Source organism: Geodermatophilus arenarius, from assembly GCF_042654585.1.
Lineage (GTDB): Bacteria > Actinomycetota > Actinomycetes > Mycobacteriales > Geodermatophilaceae > Geodermatophilus > Geodermatophilus arenarius.
Genome location: NZ_JBHSGR010000015.1, coordinates 94,071 through 107,131 on the forward strand (window position 1 = coordinate 94,071; position 13,061 = coordinate 107,131).

Consider the following 13,061-nt stretch of genomic DNA (forward strand, 5'->3'; position numbering starts at 1 on the left):
CTCCCACCCAGCGGAAGCCGGAGGACCTCGGACCCTGCCGGTGCGCGTCCCGGCCCGGTGGGCTGGGGTGCGTGACCGATCCCGTCCGGCTGCCGCTGGCCTACCACGACGCGGCGGTGGCCAGCTCCTACCACCTCGCCTCGGCCGGCGCGGTCGCCGCGCTGCTGCCCCGCGACGGCGGCCGGCCGCTGCTCCGGCCGCTCGCCCTGCCCGGCGGCCGCACGCTCGTCGCGGTGCACGCCTTCCGCTACCGCACGGTCACCTGGACCGACGCCGACGGCGGCACGCGCGTGCTGGCGCCCTACGGCGAGGTGGGCGTGACCGCGGGCGTCGTCGCGGGCCGGCCGGTGCGCGGCGCCCGCCCGGCGGTCGGCGGCTTCGTGCTGCAGCTGCCGGTGACCTCCCGCGAGGCCCGGGACCTCGGCCGCGCCGAGTGGGGGCTGCCCAAGTGGCTGGGCGACATGGACTTCGTCGACGAGCCCGGCCGGCAGCGGGTCCGGCTGTCGGAGGCCGGCGCCGGCGTGCTGGTGCACACCGTGCGCGCCCGCGGCCCGGCGCTGCGCGGCAGCCCGGCGCGGACGCTGTGGTCGGTCCGCGGCGGGCGGCTGCTGGAGACGCGGATCCCGGTGCTCGCCCGCTGGCAGGCGCGGCCCGGGGGTGCCGAGCTCGCGCTGGGCGAGCACCCGGTGGCCGACGCGCTGCGCGCGCTCGGCCTGTCCCTCGCGCCGCTGGCCGCCTTCCGCGCCGTCGGGTACCGCAGCACGCTGCCGGCGGGCCGGCCGCTCGGGACGGCGGACGCCCCCGCCCCCGTGCACCCCGGCCGGGACGAGGAGTTCGGCCGGTTCACCGTGGCCCACCCGGGGACCGCGCCGCTGCCGCAGTACCCGCCGGTCGCGGTCGGCTGATCAGGAGGGCCCGCCCAGCTCCTCGTCCAGCGCGGCCCAGGGGCCCAGCGCCGCGCCGGCGGCCCGCCCGCGCGCCTCGCCGTCGTCCCCGAGCGCGGCGCGCAGCGCCTCCCGCAGCCGGTCGGCCAGCGCCTGGTGCGGCGACCAGCGGGCCACCCCGAGGGTGGTGCGGGCGGCGTCGGCGGCGCCCACGAGCCGGGCCGCCGCGGCGTGCCGGCCCTCGGCGAGGGCGAGCGCGGCGAGCACCTCCAGGCAGGTCGCCGCGCCCTCCAGGTCGCGGGTGCGCCGGTGCAGCGCCACGGCCTCGTCCAGCCGGGCCCGCGCGCGGGGCAGGTCGCCGGCCAGCAGCGCGGCCAGCGCCAGGGCGTCGCCGAGCAGCGCGGCGAGCTGGTCGTCGGCGGCCGCCGCGGCCAGCTCCCGCGCCTCTCCCGCGACCCGCTCGGCGGCGGTCACGTCCCCGCCGGCCAGCGCGACCCCCACGCGCAGCATCCCGCTGAACGCGACCGACCAGCCGTCGCCGCTGCGCCGCAGCTGGTCCAGCGCCTCGTCCAGCAGCGGGACGACGCGCGGGTCGGCCGGGGACAGGCTCATCGCCCGCGCGCCGAGGGCGTGGCCGAGCAGCCACGCGTCGTCGCGGCGGCGGGCGTCGTCGACCACGCCGTCGAGCAGGCCGGCCGCGCTCGCCGCGTCGTCGAGGGCGAACCGCAGCGCGGCCCGCGCCCCCGCCGAGCGGGCGGCCAGGTCCGGCGGCAGCGCGGCCGCCGACGGCAGCGCCGCCGTCTGCTCGGCCAGCCCCGCCATCGCCGGCAGCAGCCCGCGCGCCCACCACCAGCGGACCGTCGGCGCGGTGAGCCGGACGACGAGGGCGAGGCGGTCGGTGGCCACCGCCCAGCGCAGCGCGGCGCGCAGGTCGGCGGTCTCGGCGTCCAGCCGGTCCCGCCACAGCCGCGCGGCCGGGCCGCCCAGCCCCGCGCCGGCCTCGGCGCCCAGCCGGGCCAGGTGCTGCGCCCAGCGGACCCGGGTCGCCTCCTCCTCGCCGCGCTCGCGCAGCCGCTCGGCGGCGAACGCGCGGACCAGCTCGAGCATGCGGAACCGCGGCTCGCCGTCGCCGGTGTCGGTGGGGGTGACCAGGCTGTGCCCGACCAGGTCCGACAGCGTCTCCAGGACGTCGAGGTCGCCGGCTCCGTCCTCGCCCCGGCCGGCGCCCACCACCTCGGCGGTGTCGAGGGTGCAGCCGTCCGCGCACACCGACAGCCGCGCCAGCAGCGCCCGGCCGCGCTCGTCGAGCAGGTCGTGGCTCCAGGCGATGGTGGACCGCAGGGTGCGCTGGCGGTCGGGGACGTCGACGTCGGGGTCGCCGAGGTCGAGCGCGCGGTCCAGGCGGGCCAGCAGCAGCCGCGGCGGCAGCGTGCGCACCCGGGCCGCGGCCAGCTCGACCGCCAGCGGCAGCCCGTCGAGCCGGCGCACCAGCTCGGCGACCGGGCCGGCGGTGGCGGCGGTGAGCGCGAAGGAGGGGTCGGCCTGGCGGGCGCGGGCCACGAACAGCTCGACCGCGGGGGCGGAGCCGGGGTCGTCGTCGGCGGCCGGCGTCCGCAGCGGCTCGATCGGCACGTCGTGCTCGCCGCGCAGCCGCAGCACGGCGCGGCTGGTGACCAGCAGCTGGGTGAGCGGGCAGCGGGCCAGCAGCGCCGCGAGGTCCGGGGCGGCGCCGGCCACCTGCTCGAGGTTGTCGACGACGAGCAGCGCCCGGCGGCCGGCCAGCCGGTCGGCCACCTGGTCGAGCAGGGGGCGGCTGCCCTCGGCGGACACCCCGACCGCCTCGGCCACGGCCGCGGGCACGTCGGCGCGGTCGCGGACGCCGGAGAGGTCGACGAACCACACGCCGTCCCGGCCGGGCTCCACCGCCGCGGCCGCGGCCAGCGCCAGCCGGGTCTTCCCGATGCCGCCGGGCCCGGTGAGCACCACCAGCCGCACCGCCGGGTCGCCCAGCAGCCCGGTGACGGTGGCCAGCTCGGCGGTGCGGTCCACCATCGGCGTGGGCGGCGTCGGCAGCCACCCGGCGGCCAGCCCGGGCGGCGCCGGGACCGACCGGGTGAAGCGCTCGCTCAGCAGCACGGCGAGGTCGTCGGCGACCAGCTCGCCGAGCTCGGCCGGGTCGCGGTAGGGCGTGGTCGAGACGCCGCCCTCGGCCTGCACCCGCTCCAGCAGCCGGGCCAGCCGGGGGTCGCGGCCGGGCGCCGGCGTGCGGACGTAGAGCAGCCGCGGCATCCCCCCGGACAGCTCGAGCTCGTCCTCCAGGCCCGACACCGCCATGTCCGGGCCCACCCAGCCGTAGCGGTCGCCGTAGACGCCGACGAAGACGTCGCTCTGCGCGAGGTAGGCGCGGTAGAGGTCGCGCGGCGGGTGCGGGCGCGCGCCGAGCTCGAACATCACCGGGGTGAGCCGCAGTCGGGCGACGGCGTCGCGGACCGCCCGCCGCTCGGCCGCCAGCTCCTCGAGGGTGGAGGAGACGAAGACGCGCAGCCGCTGGTCGGGCGTCGCGATGGTCCGCGGCATCCCGGGCGTCCCCGCCGGAGCGGCCACGTGCACCTCCTGCCGAGGTCGCCGACGTCGCCGACGTCGCGGAGTCTAGGGACGGCGGAGGCGCCCCGGAACCCGGTGACAGCGGGCCCGGGGGAGTGGTTGGCTGGCCGCGCCCACGGTCCGCACGGGGGATGCGCGCACCCGGAGAGCCCCGTGCACGGTGCCCCTGTCCCGGTCCCCGCCCGCCCGTCCGGAGCGGCGTCGTGACCGGCACCGCCCTGGCCGTCGTCGCCCGGGACGCCGGCCTGCGGACCTCGACCACCCGGGAGCTCGAGCGCCGCTACGGCAGCGACTACCGCGTCGTCTCCGCGACCGGCCGCGGCGAGCTGGACGCCGCGCTGTCCGCCGCGGGCGACCCGACGGTGGCCGTGCTCCTCGGCGGCCTCGGGGAGGACGACCCCGACGGGCTGGAGGTGCTGCGCGCCTGCCACGCGGAGCACCCCGGTGCCATCGCCGTGGCCCTGGTCCGGTGGGGCGCGTTCGAGACCGCCCGGCCGATCTTCGAGGCGATCACCGTCGGCCAGCTCGACCGCTGGGTGTACGCCCCGCAGGGCTGCCCCGACGAGGAGTTCCACCGCTCGGTGACCGAGATCCTCGACGAGTGGTCCTCGCGGCGCGGCGGCGGCTTCGAGGCGGTGCGGATCATCGGGCACCGGTGGGACCCGCACGCCCAGCACCTGCGCGACCAGATGACCCGCAACCGCATCCCGCTCGGCATCTACGAGGCCGGCTCGCCCGAGGGCCGCGCGATGCTCGCCGACCTGGAGCTGGAGCAGCCGCGGCTGCCGGTCGTCGTCGTCCGGTTCCGGCCCGAGCAGACCGTGCTCGAGGCGCCGACCGACCTGGAGGTGGCCGAGGCGTTCGGCCTGTTCGACCCGCTGGACCCCGACGCCGTCCACGACGTCGCGATCGTCGGCGCCGGGCCCGCGGGCCTGGGTGCGAGCGTGTACGCCGCCTCCGAGGGGCTGGACACGCTGCACCTGGAGTGCGAGGCGGTCGGCGGGCAGGCGGGCACCAGCTCGCTGATCCGCAACTACCTCGGGTTCCCCACCGGGGTGAGCGGCAGCCGGCTGGCGTTCTCCGCCTACCTGCAGGCCTGGGCGTTCGGCACGACGTTCTCCTTCATGCGCACCGCCGCGTCGCTGCGCACCGAGGACGGGCTGCACCGGATCACGCTGCACGACGGGACGGCGGTGCGGGCGCGCAGCGTGGTGATCGCCACCGGCGCGGCCTGGCGGCGGGTCGGCGTGCCGGAGCTCGAGGCGTTCACCGGCCGCGGCGTCTTCTACGGGGCGGCGGTCAGCGAGGCGCCGGCCATGGCCGGGCGGCACGTGTTCGTCGTCGGCGGCGGCAACTCGGCCGGGCAGGCGGCGGTGTACCTCTCGCGCTACGCCGAGCGGGTGACCGTGCTGGTCCGCCGGTCCTCGCTCGCCGAGACGATGTCGGACTACCTCATCCGCGAGCTCGAGGCGCTGCCGCGGGTCGACGTCCGGTACCGCGTGCAGGTGGCCGGCGGGCGCGGCAGCGACGTCCTGGAGACCGTCGTCCTGCGCGACCTGGACACCGGCGCGGAGACCGAGGAGCCGGGGATGCTGTTCGTGATGATCGGCAGCGAGCCGCGCACGGACTGGCTGGCCGGGACGCTGGCCCGCGACCGCTGGGGCTTCCTGCTCACCGGGGCGGCGCTGCTGGCCGGCGGCGACGTCACGCCGGCCTGGCCGCTGGACCGGCCGCCGGCGCTGCTGGAGACCAGCACGCCGGGCGTCTTCGCCGCCGGCGACGTGCGGCAGGGCTCGGTCAAGCGGGTGGCCTCGGCGGTCGGGGAGGGCGCGCTCGCGGTGACGCTCGTGCACGCCCACCTGGCCTCCCTCGCGGCGTCGTCCGCGGCCCGCTGACCGACCGGCGTCTTCCGCTGGACGGGACCCGACGCTCGCCCGCCGCCGCCGCCCGGACGTACGTTCCCGCCATGACCGGGACCACGTCGGAGGGCAGGCTCGTCCTGCCGCGGTACCTGCGCGAACCCGACGGGACCCGGACGCCCGTCGGCTTCCCGGACTACCGGAGCACCGCGCTGCGCGCGCCGCTGCGCACGCCCGTGGACCTGCCGCACCGGCTCACCGAGGTCACCGGCCCGGTGCTCGGCGAGGACCGGGTGCTGCCGGCGGACGCCGACCTGACGCTGCGCAACGGCGGCGAGGCGATCGGCCAGCGGATCCTCGTGTACGGGCGGGTCCTGGACAGCGACGGCCGCCCGGTGCCCCACGCGCTCGTCGAGGTGTGGCAGGCCAACGCGGCGGGCCGCTACCGGCACGTCGTCGACAACTGGCCCGCGCCCCTGGACCCGCACTTCGACGGGCTGGGCCGGGTGGTCACCGACAGCCTGGGCCGCTACGAGTTCCTGACGATCAAGCCCGGCGCCTACCCGTGGGGCAACCACCACAACGCCTGGCGGCCGGCGCACATCCACTTCAGCCTGTTCGGCCGGGCGTTCACCCAGCGCCTGGTCACCCAGATGTACTTCCCGGACGACCCGCTGTTCGGCCAGGACCCGATCTTCAACGCGATCCCCGCGGCGGCCCGGCACCGGGCGGTCAGCCGCCACTCCCTGGAGCGCACGCAGGACAACTGGGCGCTGGCCTTCGAGTGGGACATCGTGCTGCGCGGCACGGACCAGACGCCGTTCGAGACCGACGACGACGGGGACGTGGCGTGATCGTGGACCCGCTGGACGTCCCGCCGGACCCGGCCGTCCCCTTCCAGCCCCGCTCCGGGCAGCGCGGCACCGGCTTCCTGACCGAGCCGTTCCGGCTCGGCACCACCCCCAGCGCGACCGTCGGGCCCTACCTCGCGATCGGCCTGACCTGGCCGGACGGCGCGTGGGCCGCCGCCGAGGGCACGCCCGGCGGCCTCTGGATCCGCGGCCGGGTGGTCGACGGCGCCGGCGACGCCGTCCCCGACGCGCTGGTCGAGACCTGGCAGGCCGACCCCGACGGCCGCTTCCCCTCGCCGGAGGACCCGCGCGGGCCCTCGGCGTACCCCGGCTTCCGCGGCTACGCGCGCTCCTCCACGATCACCGGCGAGTTCGCGGTGTTCACCCTCAAGCCCGGCCGCGTGCCCGACGGCGAGGGCGGCCTGCAGGCGCCGCACGTCGACGTCTCGGTGTTCGCCCGCGGCCTGCTCGACCGCGTCGTCACCCGCGTCTACTTCGCCGACGAGGCCGAGGCCAACGCGGCGGACCCGGTGCTGGCCGCGCTGCCGGAGGACCGCCGGGCCACGCTGCTCGCCCGGCCCGCCGAGGACGGCTACCGCTTCGACGTGCACCTGCAGGGGGACCGCGAGACGGTCTTCTTCGCCCTCTGAGGTGCGCTGCCGTCCGAGCGAGACCCCGCGGCCGCCGGTAGGAAGGACGCCGTGACAGGTCTGTTCGCCGGCACCTTCGCCCGCGGCGGTGCGGCGGCGGCCGTGTCCGACGACGCCTGGTTCCGCGCGCTGCTGGAGGTCGAGGCCGCTCTCGCCCGCGCCGCCGCCGCGGCGGGCCTGGTGCCCGCGACGGCCGCCGACGCCGTGACCGCCGCCTGCGCCGACCCCTCGCGGCTGGACCTCGCGGCCGTCGTCGCGCACGCCGCCGACGCGGGCAACCCGGTGCCGCCGCTGGTGCGGGCGCTGCAGGCCGCGGTGGGGGAGCGCGACGCCGTCGCCGTGCACGTCGGCGCCACCAGCCAGGACGTGCTCGACACCGCGCTGCTGCTGCTCGCCCGGCGGGCGGTGGCGGCGCTGGACGCCGACCTGGCCGCGGCGGCGGAGTCCTGCGCGGCGCTGGCGCGGGCGCACCGCGACGACGTGGTCGTCGGCCGGACGCTGATGCAGCAGGCGGTGCCGACGACGTTCGGGCTCAAGGCCGCCACGTGGCTCGCCGGGCTGGACGGCGCGCGGCTGCGGCTGGCCGAGGTGGTCGCCTCGCTGCCGGTGCAGTACGGCGGCGCGGTCGGGACGCTGGCCGCGTCGCGGGGCGCCGGGACGGCGGTGCGGGCGGCGCTGGCGGAGGAGCTGGGGCTCGTCGCGCCCGCCGTGCCGTGGTTCACCACGCGGCTGCCGGTGGCCGACCTCGCCGGGGCGCTGGGCGCGGCCGCGGGCGTGGTGGCGACGGTCGCCGTCGACGTGGTGCTGCTGGCCCAGTCGGAGGTGGCCGAGGTCGCGGAGATCGGCGAGGGTCCTGCCGGTCAGGCGCGGGGCGGGTCGTCGGCGATGCCGCACAAGCGCAACCCGGTGGCGGCGATCTCGGCGCGGGCGTGCGCGCGGCGGGCCCCGGGCCTGGTGGCGACGCTGCTGGGCGCGATGGAGCAGGAGCACGAGCGGGCTGCCGGCGCGTGGCACAGCGAGTGGCCGACGCTGACCGACCTGCTCGTCACCGTCGGGTCGGCCGCGTCCTGGCTGGCGGAGAGCCTGCGCGGGCTGCGGCCCGACGTCGGCCGGATGGCCGAGGCGGTGTCCGCGGCCGGCGAGGGGTCGCTGGCCGGCGCGCTGGCCGAGGCGCTGACGCCATCGCTGGGGCGGGGGGCGGCGCACGACGTGGCCGCGGAGGCCGCGCGGCACGCGCGCGAGACGGGCCGGACGCTGGCCGAGGTGGTGGCCACGCGGACCGACGTCGACGTCGCCGCGGTGCTGGCCGCGGCCGCGCCGGACGTGGGGGAGGCCGGCGCGCAGGTGGACGCCGCGCTGGCCGAGCACGAGCAGCTGGTGGAAGGGGCACCGTGACCGCGGTCGAGGTCAGCTACACCGAGGACGGGCCGGCCGACGCGCCGGTCGTCGTCCTGTCCAACTCGCTGGGCGCCACCCGGGGGATGTGGGACCCGCAGGTGCCGGCCCTGGCCGAGCGCTACCGCGTGGTCACCTACGACACCCGGGGGCACGGGGAGTCGCCCGCGCCGGCCGGGCCGTACACCGTCGACGACCTGGTCGACGACGTCCTCGCGCTGCTGGACCGGCTCCGGGTGCGGCGCGCGCACGTGGCGGGGCTGTCCCTGGGCGGGATGACGGCGATGCGGCTGGCCGCGCGCGAGCCCGAGCGGGTGGGCCGGCTGGCGCTGCTGTGCACCTCGGCGAGGCCGGAGCCGCAGGGCTTCCTCGACCGGGCGGTGCAGGCCCGCTCCGGCGGGACCGCGCCGCTCGCGCCGGCGATCGTGAGCCGCTGGCTGACCCCGGCCTACGCCGCGCAGCACCCGGACCTGGTGGCGCGGCTGGAGGCGATGATCGCCGGCGCCGACGACGAGGGGTACGCCGGCTGCTGCGAGGCGGTCGGGCACTTCGACGCCCGCGAGGACCTCGCGCGGATCACCGCGCCCACGCTGGTGGTGTCCGGCGCGGAGGACCCGGCGCTGCCGCCGCCGCACCAGCAGCTGATCGCCGACGGGATCGCCGGCGCCTCGCTGCTGTCGGTCAGCCCGGGCGCGCACCTGCCCAACCTGGAGCAGCCGCTGGAGGTCACCGGCGCGCTGCTCGGCCACCTCGACGCCGCCGGGGGTCACGCGTGAGCGACGCGCCGCTCGACCCGGACGACCTCACCACCGACGAGGCCCGCCGCGAGGCGGGGATGCGCACCCGGCGCGAGGTGCTCGGCGACGCCTGGGTGGACCGGGCGGTGGCGAACACGACGCCGTTCACCGCCGGGTTCCAGGACTTCATCACCCGGGTGGCGTGGGGCGACGTCTGGCAGCGGCCGGGCCTCGAGCGGCGCGAGCGCAGCATCGCCACGCTGTCGATCTGCATCGCGCTGCGGCACTGGGACGAGTTCGCGCTGCACGTGCGCGCCGCGGTGCACAACGGCCTGACCGAGGACGAGATCGCCGAGGTCGTCCAGCACGCCGCCGTCTACGCCGGCGTCCCGGCCGCCAACCACGCCTTCAAGGTCGCCGGCCCGATCCTGGAGGAGATGCGCGCCGGCTGACCCGGGCCCTCAGTCCCCTCCGGCGGGCTCCGGGGGGCTGGGCGTCAGGGCGATCGCGGCGACGGTGACGAGCCCGACGAGGACCGTCGCGGTGACCTCGTCGTCCAGCCAGTGGTGGAGGAGCGCCGCGCCCAGGCCGACGAGGACCGCGAGCAGCAGCCGGCTCCGGATCCCGTCCAGGTACGCCCCTCCCGCCTGCACTCCTCCGGCCCTCATGAGCAGGACGGTAGGTGGGGGACGGGACGGTGCCGGGCCGTCCGGGGGCGTGCCGCGGAGGCGTTCGAGGGGCGCGGTGCGTCGTCACGGGGAGGAGCGCTCCGGTCGCCGCCCGCCTCCCGGTGGTGCCGTGCCCCGTCACTGCGCGGGTGCAGGCTGCCGGGCATGGCCGACTCCTCGCCCCGGCACCGGCACCGGCACCACGCCATCGACTACGTCGAACTCGCCGTGACCGACCTCGACCGGACCCGGCGCTTCTACGCCGACGCCTTCGGCTGGCGGTTCACCGACTACGGCCCCGGCTACGCCGGCATCCAGGACCCCGACGACCCGGCGGAGGAGGTCGGCGGCCTGCGCCTGGACGACGAGGTGCGCGCCGGCGGCCCGCTCGTGCTGCTGTACTCCGCCGACCTGGACGCCTCCGTGGACGTCGTCACGAGCGCCGGCGGCCGCGTCGTCGACGGCCCGTACGCGTTCCCCGGCGGGCGCCGGTTCTCCTTCACCGACCCGAGCGGCAACCAGCTCGGCGTCTGGTCCGAGACCTGACGGCGGGAGGGCGCGCCAGGGCCCCCGGGCGCGCTCAGGCGGCGGGCGCCAGCAGTGGTGCCGGGGTGGTGATCTCGGTGCCGTCGGGCCGCCAGGTGCGCCAGGTCCCGGTGGGTTGTCGTTCCACGCGGAAGCCGTGGTGGACCTTGGTGTGGTGGCGCTCGCAGAGCAGCGCCGAGTTCTCCAGTGACGTCTCGCCACCGTCGATCCAGTGGACCAGGTGGTGGACATCGCACCACCAGGTCGGGGCGCCGCAGCCGGTGAACACGCACCCCCCGTCGCGCAGTTCCGCTGCGCGGCGGATGTGGCGGCTCATCAGCCGCTGCTCGCGGCCGAGGTCCAGTGGTGCGCCGTCGGGGCCGAACACCACGCGGGAGACGGCGCCGTCGCAGGCCAGCCAGCGGGCGCGGGCGGCGGAGATGGTGGCGCCGAAGCCCATCCGCCCGGCGTTCGGCCCGCCGGCCGGATCGACCAGGTCCTCCACGTCGATGACGACGGCGATCTGCGGCCTGTGGCCGCGCAGCGTCGGCAGCGAGCCGGCGGCCAGGGCGTTGTCGGCGACCTGCACCAGTGCGTCCCCGAGCCGCTGGGCGCGGCTGCGCTCGTCCCCGGCGGGGCGGTCGGCCTGCACGTGCGCCTCGAGTGCGGTCTGCAGCCTCTCCCCGCCGACCGCGTCCAGGTGGCCGCGGAAGGACAGCGACCCGTCGGCGTGCCGGGCCAGCGTCAACGACCGCCCCTCGGTGGGGTCGGGCTCCGGCCCGTCGGGATCGAGGGCGTCGCAGTAGTGCTGCACCACCTGGACGAGGTCGGCGTGCGGCTGCTCGATCGCCACGCCGGTGAGCACCGCGTCGACCACTGCCAGGTCCACGCCCTGCTCGACAGCGGAGGCCAGCCGCTCCGGGGTCACCGCCTCGGCCGCCTTCGCCATCTGCTCGGCGGACACGAGACCGGTGTCGTGGGCCTCGGCCAGCGCCGGGAGGTGCTCGAGCGCCCGCCCGGTGCGCACCAGCCGGGCAGCGGCGGCATCGGAGAGCCGGCAGTGCCCGCGCAGCCAGGAGGCCATCGACCTCAGCCCGTCGCGCTCCGGCGCCTGGGACAGCTCCGCGGCGCGCACCGCGCGGGCCAGGCGGGCGTCGATCCGGTTGCGCTCGGCGACCAGCGCGGCGACCTCGTCAAGCACGTCCCCGCCGCCCAGCCCACCCGAACACATGATCGAAGGCTAGTGGGTCCGACGACCGCCTGCACCCTGAATCCCCAGGTCAGCGGTCCGTCCACAGACCTCGCCGACCCCTTGCGCGGCGGTCACGGGACACCTCCGCCAGGATCGCAGGCGCAACGGGAAGCAGCGGGACCATCAGCAGGACGAGAGAGGGACGACGTGGCACTCCTGGACGACGGCGCGTGGCAGGGCAAGGTCTGGACCGGCGCCTGGACCGACGGGTCCGGCGGCACGTACGACGCGGTGGAGCCGGCCACCGGTGACGTCATCGCGCCGGTGGGGAAGGCGACTCCCGAGGACGTCCACGCGGCAGCCGAGCGGGCGGCGGCAGCCCAGCGCGCCTGGGCCGCCGCCCCGTTCGAGGAGCGCGCGCGGGTCCTGCGCCGGGCCGGCCAGGTGCTCGAGGACGCCGCCGACGAGATCAAGGGCTGGCTGGCCCGCGAGTCCGGCGCGATCCAGCCGTTCGGCGACTTCCAGGTCCACACCAGCGCCCAGGAGTGCTACGAGGCCTCCGCCCTGCCGAGCCACCCCTACGGGGAACTGCTGCGCACCGGCGCCCCGCGGCTGAGCTTCGCCCGCCGCGTCCCGGCCGGCGTCGTCGGCGTCATCGCGCCGTTCAACGTGCCGACCATCCTCGCGATCCGCGCGATCGCCCCGGCGCTGGCGCTCGGCAACGCCGTCGTCCTCAAGCCCGACCCGCGCACGGCCGTCTCCGGCGGCGCCGTCTTCGCCCGCGTCTTCGAGGAGGCCGGGCTGCCGGCCGGCGTCTTCCAGGTCCTGCCCGGCGGCGCCGACGTCGGCGAGGCGCTGGTCACCGCGCCGCAGGTGCGGGTCATCGCCTTCACCGGTTCGACGAGGGCCGGCCGGGCCGTCGGCGCGCTCGCCGGGCAGCACCTCAAGCGCGCGCACCTGGAGCTCGGCGGCAACTCCGCGCTGATCGTGCTGCCCGACGTCGACGTCACCGCGGCGGCCAGCGTCGGCGCCTGGGGCACGTTCAGCCACCAGGGCCAGATCTGCATGGCCACCAGCCGCCACCTGGTGCACGAGTCGATCGCCGAGGAGTACACCGCCGTCCTCACCGAGAAGGTCGAGAAGCTGCCGGTCGGCGACCCGTTCCGCGAGCAGGTGGCGCTCGGCCCGCTCATCGACGCCGGGCAGCGCGACCGCGTGCACGGCCTGGTCACCGCCAGCGTCGAGCGGGGCGCCACCGTGCGCACCGGCGGCACCTACGAGGGGCTGTTCTACCGGCCGACCGTCCTCGGCGGCGTCGCGATCGACCACCCGGCCTACCAGGAGGAGATCTTCGGGCCGGTCGCCCCGGTGACGCCGTTCTCCAGCCTCGACGAGGTCGCCGGGCTCGCCGCCGGCACCGAGTACGGCCTGAGCCTCGGCATCCTCACCCGCGACGTCTACGCCGGCCTCGAGCTCGCCGAGCGCATCCCGTCCGGGCTCGTGCACATCAACGACCAGACGGTCAACGACGAGGCGGTCGCCCCGTTCGGCGGCGTCGGCGCGTCCGGCACCGGCTCCCGGCACGGCGGGCCGCAGGCCAACATCGAGGCGTTCACCGAGACCCAGTGGGTCACCCTGCGCGGCGACCTGCCCGCCTACCCGTTCTGAGCGCCCGGGGGCCGTGCACTTCCGCGCA

At 77.7% G+C, this 13,061-nt stretch carries 12 protein-coding genes; 9 read left to right on the forward strand and 3 right to left on the reverse strand.

What is annotated here, in order from left to right; all coding sequences use genetic code 11:
* The first annotated feature begins 71 nt into the window (after window positions 1-71).
* Window positions 72-905 carry an acetoacetate decarboxylase family protein gene (locus ACFO3M_RS14555; RefSeq protein ID WP_387989978.1) on the forward strand — a complete coding sequence of 278 codons (834 nt, stop codon included), beginning with the start codon at window positions 72-74 and terminating at the stop codon, window positions 903-905.
* Here the strand turns inward: ACFO3M_RS14555 and ACFO3M_RS14560 are convergent, their stop codons facing one another.
* Window positions 906-3,488 carry an ATP-binding protein gene (locus tag ACFO3M_RS14560; protein WP_387989981.1) on the reverse strand — a complete coding sequence of 861 codons (2,583 nt, stop codon included), beginning with the start codon at window positions 3,486-3,488 and terminating at the stop codon, window positions 906-908.
* Window positions 3,489-3,691: 203 nt separating this feature from the next.
* Here ACFO3M_RS14560 and ACFO3M_RS14565 point away from each other — a divergent pair, with 203 nt between their 5' ends.
* The 6 genes from ACFO3M_RS14565 (at window position 3,692) to pcaC (ending at window position 9,432) form a co-directional block, all read left to right on the forward strand.
* Window positions 3,692-5,383, forward strand: coding sequence for an NAD(P)/FAD-dependent oxidoreductase (locus tag ACFO3M_RS14565; RefSeq protein WP_387989984.1), 1,692 nt, complete (start codon window positions 3,692-3,694; stop codon window positions 5,381-5,383).
* 71 nt (window positions 5,384-5,454) lie between these two features.
* Window positions 5,455-6,201 carry a protocatechuate 3,4-dioxygenase subunit beta gene (gene pcaH / locus ACFO3M_RS14570; RefSeq protein ID WP_387989987.1) on the forward strand — a complete coding sequence of 249 codons (747 nt, stop codon included), beginning with the start codon at window positions 5,455-5,457 and terminating at the stop codon, window positions 6,199-6,201.
* Window positions 6,198-6,848 carry a protocatechuate 3,4-dioxygenase subunit alpha gene (gene pcaG, locus ACFO3M_RS14575; protein WP_387989990.1) on the forward strand — a complete coding sequence of 217 codons (651 nt, stop codon included), beginning with the start codon at window positions 6,198-6,200 and terminating at the stop codon, window positions 6,846-6,848. Before pcaH ends, pcaG begins: the two co-directional genes overlap by 4 nt.
* Before the next feature lie 51 nt (window positions 6,849-6,899).
* Entirely contained in the window at window positions 6,900-8,243 is a 1,344-nt protein-coding gene (gene pcaB / locus ACFO3M_RS14580; protein WP_387989993.1) for a 3-carboxy-cis,cis-muconate cycloisomerase, read from the forward strand.
* The gene (pcaD, locus tag ACFO3M_RS14585) at window positions 8,240-9,019 is read left to right on the forward strand and encodes a 3-oxoadipate enol-lactonase (RefSeq protein WP_387989996.1); all 780 of its coding nucleotides are present in this window, start codon (window positions 8,240-8,242) and stop codon (window positions 9,017-9,019) included. Before pcaB ends, pcaD begins: the two co-directional genes overlap by 4 nt.
* On the forward strand, window positions 9,016-9,432 hold the full coding sequence (gene pcaC, locus ACFO3M_RS14590) for a 4-carboxymuconolactone decarboxylase (RefSeq protein ID WP_387989999.1): 417 nt from the start codon (window positions 9,016-9,018) through the stop codon (window positions 9,430-9,432). The genes pcaD and pcaC overlap by 4 nt, the downstream gene beginning before the upstream one ends.
* Window positions 9,433-9,441: 9 nt before the next feature.
* On the opposite strand, the gene ACFO3M_RS14595 is transcribed toward pcaC, so the two are convergent.
* Complete coding sequence (locus ACFO3M_RS14595) at window positions 9,442-9,648, reverse strand: hypothetical protein (protein WP_387990002.1); 207 nt, start codon at window positions 9,646-9,648, stop codon at window positions 9,442-9,444.
* A 165-nt stretch (window positions 9,649-9,813) separates the two neighbouring features.
* Between ACFO3M_RS14595 and ACFO3M_RS14600 the strand changes: the two genes are divergently transcribed.
* Window positions 9,814-10,194 carry a VOC family protein gene (locus ACFO3M_RS14600; RefSeq protein WP_387990005.1) on the forward strand — a complete coding sequence of 127 codons (381 nt, stop codon included), beginning with the start codon at window positions 9,814-9,816 and terminating at the stop codon, window positions 10,192-10,194.
* A 34-nt stretch (window positions 10,195-10,228) separates the two neighbouring features.
* On the opposite strand, the gene ACFO3M_RS14605 is transcribed toward ACFO3M_RS14600, so the two are convergent.
* The gene (locus ACFO3M_RS14605; protein WP_387990008.1) at window positions 10,229-11,404 is read right to left on the reverse strand and encodes an HNH endonuclease signature motif containing protein; all 1,176 of its coding nucleotides are present in this window, start codon (window positions 11,402-11,404) and stop codon (window positions 10,229-10,231) included.
* Window positions 11,405-11,572: 168 nt separating this feature from the next.
* On the opposite strand from ACFO3M_RS14605, the gene ACFO3M_RS14610 reads away from it, so the two are divergent.
* Window positions 11,573-13,033: a benzaldehyde dehydrogenase gene (locus ACFO3M_RS14610; protein WP_387990010.1), complete on the forward strand. Its 1,461-nt coding sequence runs from the start codon at window positions 11,573-11,575 to the stop codon at window positions 13,031-13,033.
* Window positions 13,034-13,061 lie beyond the last annotated feature (28 nt).

What these genes read in the sequence shown, in the direction of transcription:
- ACFO3M_RS14605 (WP_387990008.1), bottom strand. Translation starts at nt 11,404, where the DNA reads ATGTGTTCGGGTGGGCTGGGCGGCGGGGACGTGCTTGACGAGGTCGCC.
- ACFO3M_RS14595 (WP_387990002.1), bottom strand. Translation starts at nt 9,648, where the DNA reads ATGAGGGCCGGAGGAGTGCAGGCGGGAGGGGCGTACCTGGACGGGATC.
- ACFO3M_RS14600 (WP_387990005.1), top strand. Translation starts at nt 9,814, where the DNA reads ATGGCCGACTCCTCGCCCCGGCACCGGCACCGGCACCACGCCATCGAC.
- pcaH (WP_387989987.1), top strand. Translation starts at nt 5,455, where the DNA reads ATGACCGGGACCACGTCGGAGGGCAGGCTCGTCCTGCCGCGGTACCTG.